This window comes from Thalassococcus lentus (assembly GCF_028023555.1).
GTDB classification, from domain to species: Bacteria; Pseudomonadota; Alphaproteobacteria; order Rhodobacterales; family Rhodobacteraceae; genus Thalassococcus_A; species Thalassococcus_A lentus.
Map to the genome: position 1 here is coordinate 668,897 of NZ_JAQIOY010000001.1, position 16,902 is coordinate 685,798.

The 16,902-nt window shown below is 56.4% G+C and carries 20 protein-coding genes; 11 read left to right on the top strand and 9 right to left on the bottom strand.

Annotated elements, in window-relative coordinates; translation table 11 throughout:
- Nucleotides 1–39 precede the first annotated feature (39 nt).
- Nucleotides 40–549, top strand: a complete 510-nt coding sequence (locus PFY00_RS03220; RefSeq protein ID WP_271431062.1) for a hypothetical protein — start codon at nt 40–42, stop codon at nt 547–549.
- A complete protein-coding gene (locus tag PFY00_RS03225) occupies nt 546–743 on the top strand; it encodes a hypothetical protein (protein WP_271431063.1) in 198 nt (65 codons plus the stop codon). Before PFY00_RS03220 ends, PFY00_RS03225 begins: the two co-directional genes overlap by 4 nt.
- Here the strand turns inward: PFY00_RS03225 and PFY00_RS03230 are convergent.
- From PFY00_RS03230 to PFY00_RS03250, 5 genes are all read right to left on the bottom strand, one after another.
- Complete coding sequence (locus PFY00_RS03230; RefSeq protein ID WP_271431064.1) at nt 740–1,858, bottom strand: beta-ketoacyl-ACP synthase III; 1,119 nt, start codon at nt 1,856–1,858, stop codon at nt 740–742. The genes PFY00_RS03225 and PFY00_RS03230 overlap by 4 nt on opposite strands.
- A gap of 88 nt (nt 1,859–1,946) precedes the next feature.
- Nucleotides 1,947–2,900: a 2-hydroxyacid dehydrogenase gene (locus PFY00_RS03235; protein ID WP_271431065.1), complete on the bottom strand. Its 954-nt coding sequence runs from the start codon at nt 2,898–2,900 to the stop codon at nt 1,947–1,949.
- Nucleotides 2,901–3,014: 114 nt separating this feature from the next.
- On the bottom strand, nt 3,015–3,356 hold the full coding sequence (locus PFY00_RS03240; protein WP_271431066.1) for a tRNA-binding protein: 342 nt from the start codon (nt 3,354–3,356) through the stop codon (nt 3,015–3,017).
- The gene (gene proC, locus PFY00_RS03245; protein WP_271431067.1) at nt 3,349–4,164 is read right to left on the bottom strand and encodes a pyrroline-5-carboxylate reductase; all 816 of its coding nucleotides are present in this window, start codon (nt 4,162–4,164) and stop codon (nt 3,349–3,351) included. The genes PFY00_RS03240 and proC overlap by 8 nt, the downstream gene beginning before the upstream one ends.
- A 79-nt stretch (nt 4,165–4,243) precedes the next feature.
- The gene (locus PFY00_RS03250; protein WP_271431068.1) at nt 4,244–4,744 is read right to left on the bottom strand and encodes a type III secretion system chaperone family protein; all 501 of its coding nucleotides are present in this window, start codon (nt 4,742–4,744) and stop codon (nt 4,244–4,246) included.
- A 271-nt stretch (nt 4,745–5,015) separates the two neighbouring features.
- Here PFY00_RS03250 and PFY00_RS03255 point away from each other — a divergent pair, with 271 nt between their 5' ends.
- A complete protein-coding gene (locus PFY00_RS03255; protein ID WP_271431069.1) occupies nt 5,016–5,846 on the top strand; it encodes a BKACE family enzyme in 831 nt (276 codons plus the stop codon).
- Nucleotides 5,847–5,879: 33 nt separating this feature from the next.
- Here PFY00_RS03255 and PFY00_RS03260 read toward each other — a convergent pair whose 3' ends face one another.
- Together PFY00_RS03260 and PFY00_RS03265 are read right to left on the bottom strand one after the other, a co-directional pair.
- The gene (locus PFY00_RS03260; RefSeq protein ID WP_271431070.1) at nt 5,880–6,404 is read right to left on the bottom strand and encodes a DUF3859 domain-containing protein; all 525 of its coding nucleotides are present in this window, start codon (nt 6,402–6,404) and stop codon (nt 5,880–5,882) included.
- Between the two features lie 137 nt (nt 6,405–6,541).
- Entirely contained in the window at nt 6,542–8,140 is a 1,599-nt protein-coding gene (locus PFY00_RS03265; RefSeq protein ID WP_271431071.1) for a phosphoenolpyruvate carboxykinase, read from the bottom strand.
- A gap of 348 nt (nt 8,141–8,488) precedes the next feature.
- On the opposite strand from PFY00_RS03265, the gene PFY00_RS03270 reads away from it, so the two are divergent.
- The 7 genes from PFY00_RS03270 to PFY00_RS03300 all read left to right on the top strand — a co-directional run bounded on the left by PFY00_RS03270 (nt 8,489) and on the right by PFY00_RS03300 (nt 13,972).
- A complete protein-coding gene (locus tag PFY00_RS03270; RefSeq protein WP_271431072.1) occupies nt 8,489–9,190 on the top strand; it encodes a response regulator transcription factor in 702 nt (233 codons plus the stop codon).
- A gap of 3 nt (nt 9,191–9,193) precedes the next feature.
- Nucleotides 9,194–10,915 (top strand): sensor histidine kinase, encoded by a 1,722-nt coding sequence (locus PFY00_RS03275; protein ID WP_271431073.1) that lies wholly within the window; start codon nt 9,194–9,196, stop codon nt 10,913–10,915.
- Between the two features lie 4 nt (nt 10,916–10,919).
- A complete protein-coding gene (locus tag PFY00_RS03280) occupies nt 10,920–11,366 on the top strand; it encodes an HPr kinase/phosphorylase (protein WP_271431074.1) in 447 nt (148 codons plus the stop codon).
- A gap of 2 nt (nt 11,367–11,368) precedes the next feature.
- Entirely contained in the window at nt 11,369–12,295 is a 927-nt protein-coding gene (gene rapZ, locus PFY00_RS03285) for an RNase adapter RapZ (RefSeq protein WP_271431452.1), read from the top strand.
- Between the two features lie 15 nt (nt 12,296–12,310).
- Complete coding sequence (locus tag PFY00_RS03290) at nt 12,311–12,700, top strand: PTS sugar transporter subunit IIA (RefSeq protein WP_271431075.1); 390 nt, start codon at nt 12,311–12,313, stop codon at nt 12,698–12,700.
- Nucleotides 12,701–12,766: 66 nt separating this feature from the next.
- On the top strand, nt 12,767–13,045 hold the full coding sequence (locus tag PFY00_RS03295; protein WP_271431076.1) for an HPr family phosphocarrier protein: 279 nt from the start codon (nt 12,767–12,769) through the stop codon (nt 13,043–13,045).
- 45 nt (nt 13,046–13,090) lie between these two features.
- The gene (locus PFY00_RS03300) at nt 13,091–13,972 is read left to right on the top strand and encodes a lysophospholipid acyltransferase family protein (protein ID WP_271431453.1); all 882 of its coding nucleotides are present in this window, start codon (nt 13,091–13,093) and stop codon (nt 13,970–13,972) included.
- Nucleotides 13,973–14,045: 73 nt separating this feature from the next.
- Here PFY00_RS03300 and PFY00_RS03305 read toward each other — a convergent pair whose 3' ends face one another.
- Nucleotides 14,046–14,921 (bottom strand): 3-hydroxybutyryl-CoA dehydrogenase, encoded by an 876-nt coding sequence (locus PFY00_RS03305; protein ID WP_271431077.1) that lies wholly within the window; start codon nt 14,919–14,921, stop codon nt 14,046–14,048.
- Nucleotides 14,922–15,050: 129 nt separating this feature from the next.
- Here PFY00_RS03305 and PFY00_RS03310 point away from each other — a divergent pair, with 129 nt between their 5' ends.
- Nucleotides 15,051–15,908 carry a DUF6473 family protein gene (locus PFY00_RS03310; protein WP_271431078.1) on the top strand — a complete coding sequence of 286 codons (858 nt, stop codon included), beginning with the start codon at nt 15,051–15,053 and terminating at the stop codon, nt 15,906–15,908.
- 66 nt (nt 15,909–15,974) lie between these two features.
- Here the strand turns inward: PFY00_RS03310 and PFY00_RS03315 are convergent, their stop codons facing one another.
- Nucleotides 15,975–16,901: an electron transfer flavoprotein subunit alpha/FixB family protein gene (locus PFY00_RS03315; RefSeq protein ID WP_271431079.1), complete on the bottom strand. Its 927-nt coding sequence runs from the start codon at nt 16,899–16,901 to the stop codon at nt 15,975–15,977.
- Nucleotide 16,902 lies beyond the last annotated feature (1 nt).

Here is a 16,902-nt window from a genome sequence, read left to right on the forward strand (position 1 = left end):
TCTTATTCTACAACTATAGATTTAACGACTTGTTGTAGATTGGATTTTGTCGTGTTTACCGCCGCTAATCAGCCGCAGTCGAGTTCGATCGACTACGCTCGAATAAATTTCACGTTGCTTGCATCCGTTGCAGCTTGGGCTGTCTCCGATCGAGAGATGGATCATTTGACAGATGAATTGACCGGAACACAAAGCGCAAAGATGCGTACCCAGTTGAATCGAGATTCTGTGCGAGTGGCTATGTTGGTTTTGGCGCATCGTGCATTGAACGGAGGTGTAGCGCAGGTATTCAGCCTCAGACAGCTTGCCCTCAGTCTGGATGAGCCACGGGTTGAATCGATGCAGAGAAGCCTGCGCAACTGGATGTTGCCCATGTTGACGCAGATTGGATGGATCGAAGGCTTCGTCACCACAGACGATTGGTCCACTCAGCCGCATGAAATTGAAATCACAGAACGCGGCCTCGCCGCGGTCAAAAGCTACCTCGGGCGCGTATCTGAGAATGCAGTCGCCCTGACCAATGCACATGAAAAGGAACTTTGCGCATGATCCGATTTACATTTGCGCTGATGCTGATCTCGGCATTGACGGCTGGAACACTGCAGACATTGAGAACCGCAGTGGACCAAAGCCCGCAGATCATTGCCGTCGACACGGAGAGCCTCAAGAAGTTCCTTGAAAGCGAAAAGCCAAAATCTGGCCAGCTTCGATCGTCTTCAAAGATACTGTTGGTGAGTGGCTAAGCCCGCTCAACCAGCACCGATCCGACCGAGTAGCCTGCACCAAATGAGCAGATGACGCCTTTGTCGCCGGGGGTCATATCGTCTGAGTGTTTGGAAAACGCGATGATTGAACCGGCGGATGAGGTGTTGGCGTAGTCCTGAAGAATGTTGGGCTGCTCGCCCGCTTCCGGAGTGCGTCCGAGGACTTTTTTGCCGATGAAGTCGTTCATCGTTTTGTTGGCCTGATGCAGCCAAAGCCGGGCAAGGTCGTCAGCGGACCAGCCTTCGTCCTGCATGTGACCGAGGATATGGGCCGATACCATGGGCAGGACTTCTTTGAAGACTTTGCGCCCGTTCTGCATGAACTGCATGTCGCGGCGGTCTTCCATCTGGTCATGGGTGCGCCGCAGGAAGCCGTTATTGTTGCGGATGTTGTTAGAAAACTCGGTTGCGCACCGGGTGCCATGCACGATGAAATGCGCGCCCTTTGCATCTTCGGCTCTTTCGATCACCACGGCTGTGGCAACATCGCCAAAGATGAAATGGCAGTCGCGATCTCGCCATTCCAAGTGGCCTGAACAGATCTCGGGGCACACAACCAGTGCGCGCCGGACGGAACCGGACCGAACCATATCCGCCGCGGCCTGAATGCCGAAGGTTGCGGATGAGCACGCCACGTTCATATCAAAAGCAAAGCCACCGGCGCCCAACAGCTTTTGGATTTCGATTGCGATGGCGGGATAAGCGCGTTCGTGGTTTGAAGCGGCGCAGATCACAAGATCGATATCCGCGCCCGTCAGGCCAGCCATCTCCAACGCTTTGCCGCAGGCATCCATGCCCATTTCGGCCATGATGCCCGGCTCGTCATCGGCGCGTGCAGGCAAGTCTGGGAACATCCGGTCAGGATCGAGTACACCGCTTTTGTTCATCACGAACCGCTGCTCGATCCCCGAAGCCGAGTGAATGAATTCGGGGCTGGACAGGCCCATCGCCTCTAATTCGCCCGAAGCAATTTGATCCGCGTGCGCCGCGTTCCACCGTTCGGCATAGCTGTTGAATGCCTGAACGAGTTCTTCGTTGGTTATGATCTCTTCGGGCGTAAAGACGCCGTGTCCGGAAATGGCCGGTTGGTACATGGACGCGCTCCTTGGTTGGCAAGAGAGAGCCCAAAGCCGAAGCAAAGGTCAAGCGTGGCCGTCGCGTCCACTGTCGTGATTTTTGCGATTAAACCGGGTTTGGAACTGGCTGACCGTCAAAAAATGCCTTGAGATTGGCGATGGCCATACGCCCCATGTCTTCGCGGACTTCAAGTGCGGCGGTGCCCAGATGTGGCAGCAGAACCGCGTTGTCCAGGGCCAGCAAGCGGGCTGGGACGTCGGGTTCGAATTCATAAACATCCAACCCGGCCCCACCGATGGATCCGGCCTCCAATGCTTTGACAAGGGCTGCTTCGTCTACAACGTCGCCTCTTGCGATATTGATAAAGTGGGCGTGCGGCTGCATGGCATCAAAGACAGATGTTCCGATCAGATGGTGTGTCTCGGCGCCGCCGGGAACCGCCACCACCAAAACGTCTACATCAGCGCTGAGTTTCTCAATCGTGTCGTAACGTACAGCGGGAAAATCCAGCGTCTTTTCCGAGCGGGACGCGTAGGCTACGGACATGCCAAAGCCAAAATGGCACCGTCTTGCGATGGCTTGTCCAATGCGGCCCATGCCAACAACGCCAAGCCGTTTGCCCGTCAGATGTAGTCCTAGCATTTGAACTGGATGCCAGCCTTTCCATTCGCCCGACCTGACGAGCCTTTCGCCTTCGGCAGCGCGGCGGCACGACATCAGCATCAGGGTCATTGCCGTGTCTGCCGTGGCATCGGTTACAGCACCGGGCGTGTTCGTGACCGTGACGCCAACAGATTGCGCGGCTGCGACGTCAATGTGATTATAGCCAACACCAAAGTTGGCGAGGATCTTACAGCGCGGGTTGGGCACGTCGGCAAACACTTTGGCGGAAAATGCATCCCCCAAGGTGGGCAGAACGCCATCAAAGTCGCGCAATGCCTTGCGCATTTCATCGCCTGTCATGGGCTGAGTTTCGTCGCGGTACGTGACATCAAACAGGGCCCGGGCGGCCTCTATATTGCTGTCGGGCAGATTTCGGGCGATCAAAACGCTTGGCATGGAATTCTCCGTTTGGTCAGCACGACGCGCATCCGCACTGTGCAATCTTCGATGGTCCACAGATAGTCTAAGGCCGCAAGCTGGCCAGATGTGACGCCAAATCCGGGTCAGCCATCAGCACATTCGGCCGCCATTGGGCACTTGTTTGTCAGGGGACAGCAAGACCACAGCACCATTGCTATCGTAGATGCCGAGAACCAGCACCTCTGACATCATTGGTCCAATCTGGCGTGGCGGAAAATTGACAACCGCCATGACCTGACGCCCGATCAGTTCGGCCGGATTGTAGTGCTGGGTAATTTGGGCCGAGCTTTTCTTTTCGCCAAGCTCGGGTCCAAAATCGACCCACAGTTTGATGGCAGGTTTGCGTGCTTCCGGGAATGGTTCGGCGTGGGTGATGGTGCCAGCGCGGATATCGACCGCCATAAAGTCATCAAAACCGATTGTCTCAGCCACGCGCGAGCTCCCTTGAGCGATCAGATGCCGCTGCAACTGTTTTGTCGATCAGGGGCCCCAACCCGTTGTCTTCGTTCATCAGCACTTCGAGACCGGCCTGGGTCGTCCCATTTGGCGAGGTGACGTTGACCCGCAGCTGCGCGGGGTCTTCCGAAGCGCTCATGGCTAATGCGCCTGCACCGGATACCGTCGCCTTTGCGAGTTGCATCGCAAGTTCAGCTGACAGGCCCTGAGCCTGACCAGCCTGGGCGAGACATTCGATCATGTGAAAGACATAGGCGGGACCAGAGCCCGACACACCGGTCACGGCGTCAATCTGGGCTTCGGTTTCGAGGCGAACCACTTGGCCGATCCCGCTCAGCAAGTCTTCGGTGCTGTCCAGGTGGGCAGGGGTTGCGTGCGCGTTTCCGATGATTGCGGTGATGCCTTTACCGATGGCGGCTGGCGTGTTGGGCATGGATCGGATGATCGGTGAGCGATCACCGAGCGTTGTTTCGAGCGTCTGGAGTGTCGTACCGGCCGCGATTGACACAAACAGCGTGTCGCTGTTGCCAAGAGCCTGAAGGCTCGGAAGCGCTTCGCCCATCATTTGCGGTTTGACGGCTATCAGAACCACCGCTGGATTTGGCGGCAAAGGCGCATTCAGATGTGTGTGCTGGTTTTTTACCCATTCGCTTGGGTTTGGGTCCAAAACCCAGACCGAGGATGCGGGCAGTCCCCGTGCCAGCCAACCTTCGAGCATGGCGGAGCCCATCTTGCCGCAGCCCAAGAGTACAAGACCGCGGTGGGCCAATTCTTCGTTCGTCATGTCGCGCTCATTAGTTTTGTCTCGGGCTACTTTGGCCCAAGGAGCATTGCGCTGCAATCCGGCATTGCAGTGGGTTTGGTCAGGCGCGACCGTAGGCTTCGGCGATGGCAATCTGCATGGATTCATGCGCGGTCTTTTCCGTCCAGCTCATCAGCTGGAATGCCGGGTAGTACCGTTCAGCAGACATGACCGCTGCGTTGATCATCGTGTCGATCTGTTCAGGCGAGGCATCGTTACCGCCAGCCAGAATGAGGCCGTATTTGTAGACCATCAGCTTTTGATCCGCCCAATAGCTGAACGCACCGGCCCAGCATTGGTCATTGACCATGTTTAGCCCTTCGTGAAGCACATCCATTCGGGCCTCTGGAGGATCCATTTCAAATGTACAGATCATCCGGAGCGTTTCGTCAAAACTGCACCACGCCAAGGTGATCGAATATGTGCGCCATTGGCCCTCGACAGCCATGGCGATTTGATCATCCGCCAGCCGGTCGAATTCCCATTCGTTGTGCGCTGCGATGTGTTCGACTATGTCGATCGGGTGAACGTCATCTGTTAGATACTGCTCGCTCAGGGCCATGGCGCCACCTCATTTTTTGCGCGTTGTGCTTGGGGTGGGAAAAGACCCCAGCAATCGCTTGCTGCTCAAGGGTCTGGGGGCTTGCCCCGCGCCCTTACTAGATATGGTGCATGTGTCATGGGCATTCTGTAAAGCTATATTTTTGGGATAACCGCAATAAGTTGTGGAAAGAGTTCTGGGTAAGTCTGCATATTGGGCATTCGGATGCGCTGGAAGCCAACCCCAATCCACGGTATCGCTTGGCGTATCAGCCAAAAGAAGGCAGTTGGCCATGACAAAACCATGCATCATCTGTGTTGCGATCACGGGGTCGGTTCCACGCAAGTCTGACAACCCAGCGGTTCCGGTCACGATCGAAGAGCAAGTCGAAAGCACGCATGCTTCTTTTGAGGCAGGTGCAAGCATTGCGCATTGTCATGTGCGAGACGAAACCGAAACACCCACCTCTGATCCCGAACGGTTCGCCCGTTTGGTGGAGGGTTTGAAGAAACATTGCCCCGGCATGATCATCCAGCTGTCGACCGGCGGACGATCCGGTGCCGGGCGGGAACGGGGCGGCATGCTCTCGTTGCGACCTGACATGGCGTCTTTGTCGGTCGGGTCCAACAACTTCCCAACCCGGGTCTATGAAAACCCGCCTGACTTGGTGGAATGGTTGGCTGGTGAAATGCGGACCTACGAAGTGAAACCGGAAATCGAAGCCTTCGATCTTAGCCATATCTTTAAGGCAGCCGAAATGAACCGAGACGGCCGCATCGCGGGGCAGCTCTATGTGCAATTTGTCATGGGCGTGAAAAACGCGATGCCATGTGACAAGCGGACCTTCGATTTTTACATTGAGACGGTTAAACGGCTGGTTCCGGATGCGCAGTGGTGTGGCGCCGGTATCGGCCGCCACCAGATCGAAGTGAATGAATGGTGCATCGCCGCAGGTGGCCACACGCGGACTGGTCTGGAAGACAACGTGCGGTGGGACAAGCACAGCCTCGCGCCGTCCAACGCGGCATTGGTGACACGCGCAGCTGAGCTTTGCGACAAGTACGAGCGCCCGGTGGCAACTTGGCAGCAGGCGCGCGAAATACTGGGGCTTCGCCCGTCCTGAAGGTGCCGCAAAGCTGGCCTGTTTTTTGGTGCATCAGGATGTCACGGCAGCCGGGAAGCAGGCATCTTGCACGGCGGCAGCCGCGTATTTGTCGACGACATCGAATTCTTGTGAAAGAGCGATGCCCTGCGCGCCGATGATCTGAAACATCCAGCGACCTTCTACCAACTCGTATGCGTGCTCAAAGGTGAACAGGTTCAGGGACACATCGCCCGCGTTCAGCCATATTGGCCAGCTTTGGGTTGTGACACGCGCCGCGCCAAGCGGAGGGTGATGCACCACCACCCGCGCGTCAGCGAGGGCAGTTCCTGTTTCCAAAGTTACGCGGATGCCAAAGCTGAGGCCGAGACGGGCGGGCACGGTGGCCGTGGTCACGTCTATGGTGCGGTCTTGATCGACCAGATTGAGTTGCCCGCTTTCCGTTAGAGGAGCGTCTTGTTGTCCGGTGATCAGAACATCGCAAACAACGCCGTGATCGAGCAGGACGACGGGGGAGGGTCCAAGGGCATCAACGGATGCGCTCCAGACCAGCATACTCAAAACGATGATTTTGTTCATGGCGCCTCCTGATGCTGGCATGCTGCGCTCTTTGACAGGCGATTGCAAAGCGGGCAGCACGTTTCAGCCGATCCAATTGAAAACGCCCCCGAAGCAGTGTTCGAGGGCGTTTGCCTATTCGGATTTGTTTAACGGATCTAGCCGATTGCGGCGGCCTTTACGTCATCGTCGATGAACGGAACGTACTGCGCGAAGTTGTCTGCAAACATCTGAACCAGTTTATCTGCCTGCGCGTCATATGCCTCTTTGTCGTCCCATGTCTTGCGTGGGTCGAGCAGCAGTTCCGGCACGCCTTCCACATGGACAGGCACTTCGAAGCCAAAGTTTGGATCCTTGCGGAAATCGGCGCCTGCCAGTTTGCCGGACAGTGCCGCACTGAGAAGCGCGCGCGTCGCCTTGATCGGCATGCGCGATCCGGTGCCATACGCGCCGCCGGTCCAGCCGGTGTTGACCAGCCAGCATGTCGCGCCGTGCTTGGCGATCTTTTCGCGCAGCAGGTTGCCATAAGCTTCGGGGCGGCGTGGCATGAAGGGAGCGCCAAAGCAGGTCGAGAATGTTGGTTCTGGTTCTGTCACACCGCGTTCTGTTCCGGCCACCTTGGACGTGAAGCCGGAAAGGAAATGGTACATCGCCTGTGCCGGCGTAAGCCGCGAAATCGGAGGCAGAACACCAAATGCGTCACAAGTCAGCATGATGATGTTTTTCGGATGGCCGCCGAGCGCCGTTCTGGATGCATTGGCAATGTAGTGCAGCGGGTAGGCGCAACGCATGTTCGCGGTCAGGCTGTCGTCTTCGAAATCAAGGTCAAAGGTCTCTGGGTCGTAGACCATGTTCTCGATCACGGTTCCGAACTTTTCGGTAGTGGCATAGATTTCCGGCTCGGCTTCTGCAGACAGGTTGATTGTCTTGGCGTAGCAGCCACCTTCAAAGTTGAACGTGCCGCGATCCGACCAGCCGTGTTCGTCGTCGCCAATCAAGGTGCGGTCCGGGTCGGCGGACAGGGTCGTCTTGCCCGTGCCGGAGAGGCCAAAGAAAACAGCCGTGTCGACCGGGTTGCCGTTGGCATGGTTGGCCGAGCAGTGCATCGGCATGATGCCTTTTTCTGGCAACAGGTAGTTCAGCAAGGTGAAAACGGATTTCTTGTTCTCGCCTGCGTATTCTGTGTTTGCGATCAGGATGAGCTTGCGATCGAAGTTCATCGTGATGACCGTTTCCGAACGGCAATCATGCTTGGCCGGATCAGCTTTGAATGTGGGGCAGTTGATGATCGTCCAGTCCGCCGTGAAGCTGTCCAGATCTTCGCGATCGGGGCGACGCAGCATGTGCCGGATGAACAGGTTGTGCCAGGCCAGTTCTGAAACAACACGGACATCGATTGCGTTGGCCGGGTCAGCACCGCCGACCAGATCCTGCACGTAATATTCGCCGCCCTTCATGTGCTCCAGCATATCGTCATACAGCGCATCAAAACCTTCGGGGCTCTGTGCGGCGTTGTTTTCCCACCAGATGGTGTCGGCAACGCTATCGGTTTTGACGATGTGCTTGTCCTTGGGGGAACGCCCGGTGAATTGGCCCGTGGTTACCAGAAAAGCGCCACCTTTGCCGAGCGCGCCTTCCCCGCGTTTGAGCGCGGCTTCGATCAGCGCGGGCTCCATGAGGTTGTAATAGACATTGCCAAGCCCTTCGATCCCTTGATCCTCAAGCTTGAACTGCGGGTTTACCCGTCCGAATGTCATATGCCTTGCTCCAGTGGCTGCGCGCAATATTGCTGCGTGTTGATGCTCGGTGGTGTAACTTTCACCACATCCGGCCTTTTTTATGGCCCGATGGTTTCCCTTTAACACGACGGTTTTCGCCGTGAACAGGACGCAAGCGCGCAGTTAGCGCAACCACTCAAAGTTTAGCGATATCATGGCCAAAGCCTGCGCAAACCACTGAGGCTTTTTAGCCATTCCTTTGCGAAATTCGCGCCAAATGAGGTGATATGGCTTGCCTGATTCGCGGTTGTGGATTGTTTTGAGGCGTAAAAAAGCCCATAGTGGCGAAAAAAACAGGCAAACCAGAGCAGAATAAGGAAAAGATCAATGTCAAAGATCGCCCTTGTGGACGATGACAGGAATATCCTGACATCGGTTTCGATGACTCTTGAGGCAGAGGGTTTCGAAGTCGAGACATATAACGACGGTCAAGCTGCGCTTGATGCGTTCAACAAGAAGATGCCGGACATGGCTGTGTTCGATATCAAGATGCCGCGTATGGATGGCATGGACCTGCTTCAGCGGGTTCGCCAGAAGTCGAAAATGCCGGTCATCTTTCTGACGTCCAAAGACGATGAGATCGACGAAGTGCTCGGTCTGCGCATGGGCGCTGACGATTATGTCAAAAAACCTTTCAGCCAGCGACTTCTGGTCGAACGGATCCGCGCGCTTCTGCGTCGGCAGGAAGCCGTGGCCGGTGACGTTGTTGGTGAGACTGAAGAAACCAAGCTGATGACCCGCGGATCACTGACCATGGATCCACTGCGTCATGCCGTATCCTGGAAGGGCCGCGATGTATCGCTGACCGTTACAGAATTCCTGCTGCTTCAGGCCCTGGCTCAGCGTCCGGGTTTCGTGAAGTCGCGTGATCAGCTGATGGACGTGGCCTATGACGATCAGGTCTACGTGGATGACCGCACCATCGACAGCCATATCAAACGCCTGCGCAAGAAGATGCGCACCGTTGACGATGAATTCTCCGCTATCGAGACACTCTACGGTATCGGATACCGTTACAACGAAGAGTAATGGATGGCTCTGGCCGAGCGAATATCGATGCACGACGATCAGGGTGATCGCCGAGATGCGGATGTTGTTTTGGGCGACGATTGGGTCGCCCCTGACAGCATTGCAGAAAAGGAACTGCGCGACAGCCGTGCGCGCCGGGGCCTTTTCAGTCTCAATGGATCACCCCTGACGCGTAAGATCATCACGTTCAACCTGATTGCGTTGAACGTTTTGGTTGCCGGTATTCTTTGGCTGAATTCTTCGCGTGATACACTTGCCGTTCAGCGGGCAAATGCCCTGCAGTCCGAAGTAGAGCTGATCGCTGACATTTTCGAAGCGCAGCTGGCGCTGTCTGCAAACCCCGCGCTTGCCGGGGCTGGTGGGCTTGATGTGGCCACAACGGTTCAGGGCATCGATTTGCGGGAAGGTGTCCAGCTGCTTGTCTATGACAGCGGCAACTTCCTCGTTGGGGAAGGGCTGGGCAATATGACGCCTGCTGTCAGCATGCAGGCGGACGATGATCGCACCACACTGATTTCTGATTTCCTTGGCAATGTCTGGAATGGCATTGCCGGGGTGTTCAGCTATTTCTCGGCTGAACCGGAACTGGTTCTGGAAGACAAGATACGCCGCATGATCGAAAGCGGTGATCCCTCGGCAACCAGAATTGAGGCTGGTAAGGGGCCGGATGGGAACACGCTTTTCCACGCCCTTTCGCCGATACGAAACGGTGCCGAAGTTGTTGGCACTGTGGCGATCGTGTCCACAGCCAAGGAAATCGATGATGCCGTGGGGGCCGAACGGGAACGCGTCTTGCAGATGTTCGTAATCGCCACGCTGGTCTCTATCGGGCTGAGTCTGGTTCTGGCTTCTACAATTGCAAACCCGATTTCTGATCTCGCTGACGCCGCAGAAATTGGCCGGGATCGCAGTAAACGCAATGTTGCACCGGGCCGAATTCGGATTCCCGACCTGACAGCACGCCCTGATGAAATCGGACGATTGTCCGGGGCATTGCGCGGCATGGTCGGCGCGCTTTATGACCGGATCGATAGCAACGAACAGTTTGCTGCCGATGTTGCGCATGAAATCAAGAACCCGCTGGCCAGCCTGCGGTCTTCGGTGGACAGCCTTCGCATGGTGCGCAAGGAAGACCACCGCGCAAAACTGCTGGACGTCATTGAACATGATGTGCGTCGCCTCGACCGTCTGGTCAGCGATATTTCGAACGCGTCGCGGCTCGACTCGGAACTGGTCAAGGAAGAAGAGCAGGAATTCAACCTGCTGGGCATGATCGGAAACATATCGGAGTTTCTGGGCGAAGACGCGCGCAAGAAGGGCATCGAGTTTATCTCGGACCTGCCGCCGCGCCCAATCACGATCACCGGGTTGGAGCCAAGATTGGCGCAGGTCTTTGTGAACCTCATCACCAACGCGATCAGCTTTTGTGAAGATGGGGATGCAATCCGGGTTTGGGCGCGACGCCGAGAAAACCGGGTGTTGGTGGTGGTCGAAGACACGGGCCCCGGCATCCCCGAAGAGGCCTTGGCCAAGATCTTCAAACGGTTCTACACGTCTCGCCCGCAAAGCGACTTTGGCAACAACTCTGGTCTTGGTCTGGCGATTTCCAAACAGATCGTCGAAGCCCATGGTGGTGTGATTTGGGCCGAAAACATCCGTCCAACCGAGGCCGATGTCACGTCAGAGCCACTTGGCGCCCGCTTTGTCGTGGGTCTGCCGATCTGATCTTATGGACCGCCCCGAGACAATCGATGGCGATCCGCTGACCTTGCATTCCAGTTCGGTTGCCGTGGGTGGGCGGGGGCTATTGATCCTTGGGCGCTCGGGATCCGGAAAATCGTCATTGGCTCTGCGACTGATGGCCCTCGGTGCTGATTTGGTGTCCGACGATCAGACAACGGTAACACGTGAAGAGGAGGGTCGGCTTTTGCTGTCTGCGCCCTCAGCCATTCAGGGAATGATCGAAGCGCGCGGATTGGGGCTGCTGGGTGCCGATAGCCGACGCCCGGTTCCACTCTATGCCGTTGTCGATCTTGATCGCATGGAAACTGAGCGTTTGCCGCCATTTCGCACAACCGAGGTTCTTGGACTTCCGGTGCCTTTGCTTCACAATTCCGAGTGGGATGCTTTTCCCGCCGCCTTGGTGCAATACCTAAAAGGCGGACGGAAGGAATGACGATGAAAGAATACGACAGCGCCAACAAGCGGGTTGTGCTGGTCACTGGGCCATCTGGCGCAGGACGCTCGACTGCGATCAATGCGCTGGAGGATTTTGGCTATGAGGCAATCGACAACATCCCGCTCAGCCTGATCCCTCGGCTTGTGGAGGGAACGGGTGCGGATGCTATGCCTTTGGCGTTGGGCATTGATGTGCGCAATCGTGATTTCAGCGCCGGTAGCCTGCTGGAGCTACACCATACTCTGTCCGAACGCAGTGATCTGAAGGCGGACCTTCTTTATCTGGATTGCGCGTCCGAGATTTTGGAGCGCAGGTACTCTGAAACCCGCCGCCGACACCCACTGGCGCCAGATGAGTCGCCCGCCGACGGGATCACACGTGAGTTGGAATTGCTGGCTGACGTCAAGGCGCGTGCAGATATCCTGATCGACACGTCCGAACTGACGGTGCATGACCTGCGGTCCGAAATGGAAGGCTGGTTTGCAGGTAAGACCGGGACGCATATGGCCGTGACCGTGAATTCGTTTTCTTACAAACGTGGCTTGCCGCAGGGGCTGGATATGGCTTTTGACTGCCGGTTCCTGCGCAATCCGCATTGGGATCCTGATCTTCGCCCGCATACCGGCTTAGACGCTGCTGTGGCGCATTATGTGCAACGGGATGCACGCTATGCACCTTTCCTTGATCATCTGACGGGGCTAATCACGTTTGTCCTGCCGGCAGCGCTGGAAGAAGGCAAAGCGCATCTGAGTTTGGGATTTGGATGCACGGGAGGACGCCATCGATCAGTTGCCGTAACGGAAGCTGTGGCGGCGGCCCTTGCACAGACCGGCTGGCAGGTGTCAATTAGGCACCGCGAATTAGAGCGACAGGGCATACCCACGGCTGCGGCCAAACCGACGGCTTTGAAGAGCGAAAACACCTAGCGTAAAGGCAACCGAGTGATAGGCATCGTGATCGTGGCGCATGGCGGACTGGCCCGGGAATACCTGGCAGCGATTGAGCATGTCGTTGGTGTTCAGCCGGGTATCCATGCGATCACGATCGAGGCCGATTGTGACCGAGGGACAAAGCAGTCAGAGATTTGCAAAGCCGCCGACGCGGTGGATCAGGGCGATGGTGTGGTGGTGGTTACGGATATGTTCGGTGGCTCGCCATCCAATCTGAGCCTGCGTGCCTGTGCCCCGGAAAATCGCCGCATTGTGTATGGTGCCAATCTGCCCATGCTGATCAAACTGGCCAAAAGCCGACATATGCCAGTGTCAGATGCCGTTCGGCACGCATTGGATGCTGGACGCAAATACATCGATAGCCAAAACATTTCGGGTTGATTGTCGGATGAATTATTTCGGACAATCGCCCACAACACTTATGCCCCCGAATGGAAAGACCACTTTATGACGGACAGTATCCGCCTCAAGCTGACGATCATCAACGAAAAGGGCCTGCATGCGCGTGCGTCGGCCAAATTGGTGGAAGTTGTCGAAGGATTCGATGCGAGCGCAGAGGTTAGCCGGGATGGCATGTCTGCATCGGGCGACAGCATCATGGGGCTTTTGATGTTGGCAGCCAGTAAAGGAACCACTATTGAGGTACAAACCTCTGGACCGGACGCAGAGCCGCTGGCGCAAGCTGTTGAGGCGCTGGTTAACGATCGGTTCGGCGAGGACGAGTGATCGCGGCTTGACCCGCGTTGGCGGAATGGAAGGGTCGGGCGAATGATGGAACAGCCGAATCCAATCGAGACAGATCAGGATGATGCGACGCTGGTCAATCCGCCTGCGCCTTATGACAAACGCAAAGTCAGTTACGCCAACACCTTTACCAACCCGTTCAAGGCCAACACCATCCGCGTGATGGAATGGTTGACCGGTAAGCTGCCGCTTTTGCGTATGGTGCGCCGTTTCGAAAAGATGGGACCCGCCGAAGGGCAGGCGTTTTGGGCACAAGCGCTGAAGATCATGGGGATAACGCTGGCAACGCCCGCCGAACAGATTGCCAATATTCCCAAGGAAGGCCCCGTCATTGTCGTTGCAAACCATCCGCATGGCCTAGTGGACGGGATGGTGTTGGCGCATCTCATCGGACAGGTGCGCGAAGACTACAAGATCCTCACACGGTCATTGCTGACTGGGGTGACTGAGATCGAGGAATTCATGATTCCAGTGCCCTTTCCGCATGAGGAGGATGCCCGCCAGCAAAGTCTTGAGATGCGCGCAAGGGCGATGACGCATCTGAAAGAGGGTGGTGTGATCGTGTTGTTCCCCTCTGGCGTGGTTGCAAATTCTGAAACCTGGTTCGGGCCAGCTGTTGAGGCAGACTGGAATCCGTTCACGGCTAAAATGATCCAGCGATCGGGCGCGACGGTCGTTCCGATTTATTTCCCGGGGCAGAATTCCCGTGCCTATCAGATCGCAAACCAGATCTCGGCAACATTGCGTCAGGGTTTGCTGATTCACGAGGTGGTACACGCGTGCCGGCGCCCGCAAAAGCCGGTTGTTGGCAAAGCGATCTCTCCTGAAGAGCTGAAAGCCTTTGAAGGTGGCCAGCGTGAATTCGTTGCCTGGCTGCGCGATACAACGCTGGGTTTGAAAGAAAGCTGACAGAACTGCGGTCAGGCGCTCCTCGCCGCCGGTGCGGCGATATCGCCCCTCCCGCCGTCCCATTGCCCCGACATCAACGGGTTGGGACCGGAACCTCGCCGCGATAGTCGTAAAAACCGCGTTGTGTTTTGCGGCCCAGCCATCCGGCTTCTACATATTTGGTCAGCAGCGGGCAGGGACGGTATTTCGTGTCTGCCAGACCATCATGCAGCACGTTCATGATGGCGAGACATGTGTCCAGGCCAATGAAATCGGCCAGTTCGAGCGGTCCCATCGGGTGGTTGGCCCCCAGCTTCATCGATTGGTCGATGGATTCAACGTTCCCGACGCCTTCATAAAGCGTGTAAACCGCTTCGTTGATCATCGGCATCAGAATCCGGTTCACGATAAAGGCGGGAAAATCTTCGGCGGAGGCGGCGGTCTTGCCGAGCTTTTGCACAACGGCCAGGCAAGCATCATAGGTTTCAGCGTCTGTGGCAATGCCGCGAATAAGCTCGACAAGTTGCATGACCGGGACAGGGTTCATAAAATGAAAACCCATGAACTTTTCGGGCCTGTCGGTTCGAGACGCCAGTCTGGTTATTGAAATCGACGAGGTATTCGAAGTCAGGATGGTCTCGGGCTTCAGGTTGGGCAGCAGGGCCTCGAAAATCTGATGTTTGATATCTTCGCGCTCGGTCGCTGCCTCGATCACCAGATCGCTTTGGGCGACTTGGGCCAGATCCGGAGTTGCCTGAATGCGTGACAGTGCTGAATCCCGGTCAGCCGAAGAGATTTTTTCGCGGGTGACCTGTCTGTCAAGATTTCGGGTGATCAGAGCCAATGCGGCGTCTATGGCGTCACTGCTGATGTCGTTGAGACGCACATCGTAGCCAGACAGTGCCATGACATGAGCAATGCCATTCCCCATCTGGCCCGCGCCAACAATACCCACTGACTTGATTTCCATGCCATTCTTTCCCGCGAGACCTGTGCCAACATAGGCCTGCGGGACGGGGTGCCGCAAGGGTTGGTCGATAGAGTTTTAACCGCTTTTTCACTTTAGCCATTTGGCAAGAAAATTGATGAATTCTTGGACGTGGGTGAAAAAGCAGGTGGTGAGATGACAGTCCATTCCGGGGGCGGGATGTCCCTTGAGTACTATCCATGTCGATACAATGACTCGCGGGTTCTGTTTCGCGGGCCAAGGCGCAAACTGGATCGGGAATATATTGCCTTTATCGGGGGCGCGGAAACCTATGGCAGGTTTGTTGAGCAGCCATTTCCGGCGCTGCTTGAACGACGGCTTTCGATATCCTGTGTCAATTTTGGTGTTCTGAATGCAGGTATGGACCTGTATCTGAACGATCCGGCAATCCTGGATTTGGCAAGCAAGGCATCGGCTAAGGTGATGCAGATCACCGGGGCACAAAACATGTCGAACCGGTTCTATTCGGTGCATCCGCGCCGAAATGACCGTTTTCTACGCGCATCTGAACGACTGGAGGAGCTTTATCCAGAGGTCGATTTCACCGAGTTCCATTTTAACAGGCATATGTTGGGGCAGTTGGCCGAGATTTCTTTGGATCGCTATGCCTTGATCGTGGACGAACTGCAGACGGCGTGGGTTGCCCGGATGAAGCATGTTTTGACAATTTTGCACGGCAAGGTCGTGCTGTTGTGGTTTGCCAACCACGCGCCTGTACTGGGAAAAAGTCAGACAACCGGATCTGACCCGCTGTTCGTCACACGTGATATGATTGAGGTGCTACGGCCCAGGGTCATGAGGGTTGTCGAAGTGGTTCCGTCCGAGGCTGCGATGATGGAAGGCACCAAAGGTATGGTCTTTGGTGATTTCGATGCATGCGCCGCAGCAGAGCTGCCCAATCCACGTGCCCATGAGGAGGTCGCGAATACGCTTGAGGATTGTCTGAGGGTGTGCTGCCGAACCAGTTGAATTGCCTGAAATAAACAAGGCCCGCCGATTGGGCGGGCCTTGGTATTTCATTCAGTGAGGCGGGCCTCAGAGTTTGTCGGTCAGCTCGGGTACTGCGTCAAACAGATCGGCAACCAATCCAAAGTCAGCAACCTGGAAAATCGGCGCTTCTTCGTCTTTGTTGATCGCAACGATGATCTTGGAGTCCTTCATGCCAGCGAGGTGCTGGATTGCGCCCGAGATACCGACAGCAATGTAGAGATCCGGTGCAACGACCTTGCCGGTCTGACCGACCTGCCAATCGTTCGGCGCAAAGCCTGAATCGACGGCCGCACGGGATGCGCCTACGGCGGCACCCAATTTGTCGGCAAGCTTTTCGATGATGGCAAAATCCTCTTCGGAGCCAACACCGCGACCGCCGGACACAACCACGCCAGCCGAAGTCAGCTCGGGGCGGTCGGATTCAGCAACCTTGTCTTCCACCCATTCGGACAGTGCAGGATCTGCAGCGGCACCGATAGATTCAACCGAGGCGCTGCCGGTCATTTCAGCGGCGTCGAAGGTCGAGGTCCGTACGGACAGAACCTTGGTGCTGTCGGCCGATTTGACCGTCTGAATCGCGTTACCTGCATAAATTGGGCGTTCGAATGTGTCACCGTCTACTACAGCAGTCACATCGGTGATCACCATGACATCCAGCAGCGCCGAAACGCGGGGCAGGATATTCTTGGCGTCTGTTGTCGCCGGGGCGACGATGTGGCTGTAGTCACCCGCCAGCGACACGATCAGGTCTGCAACCGGTTCGGCGAGACGGTGACCATAGAGCGCATCCTCGGCGCAAAGCACCTTGGCGACACCGGCAATCTTGGCGGCTTCTGCAGCGGCGCCTGAGCATTCGGCACCCGCGCAAAGAACTGTGACATCGCCCAGCTGCGCAGCGGCATTGGCCGCCTTCGCTGTGGCATCAACGGCCAGTGCGCCGTCGGAAATTTCTGCAATCAGAAGTACGGCCATC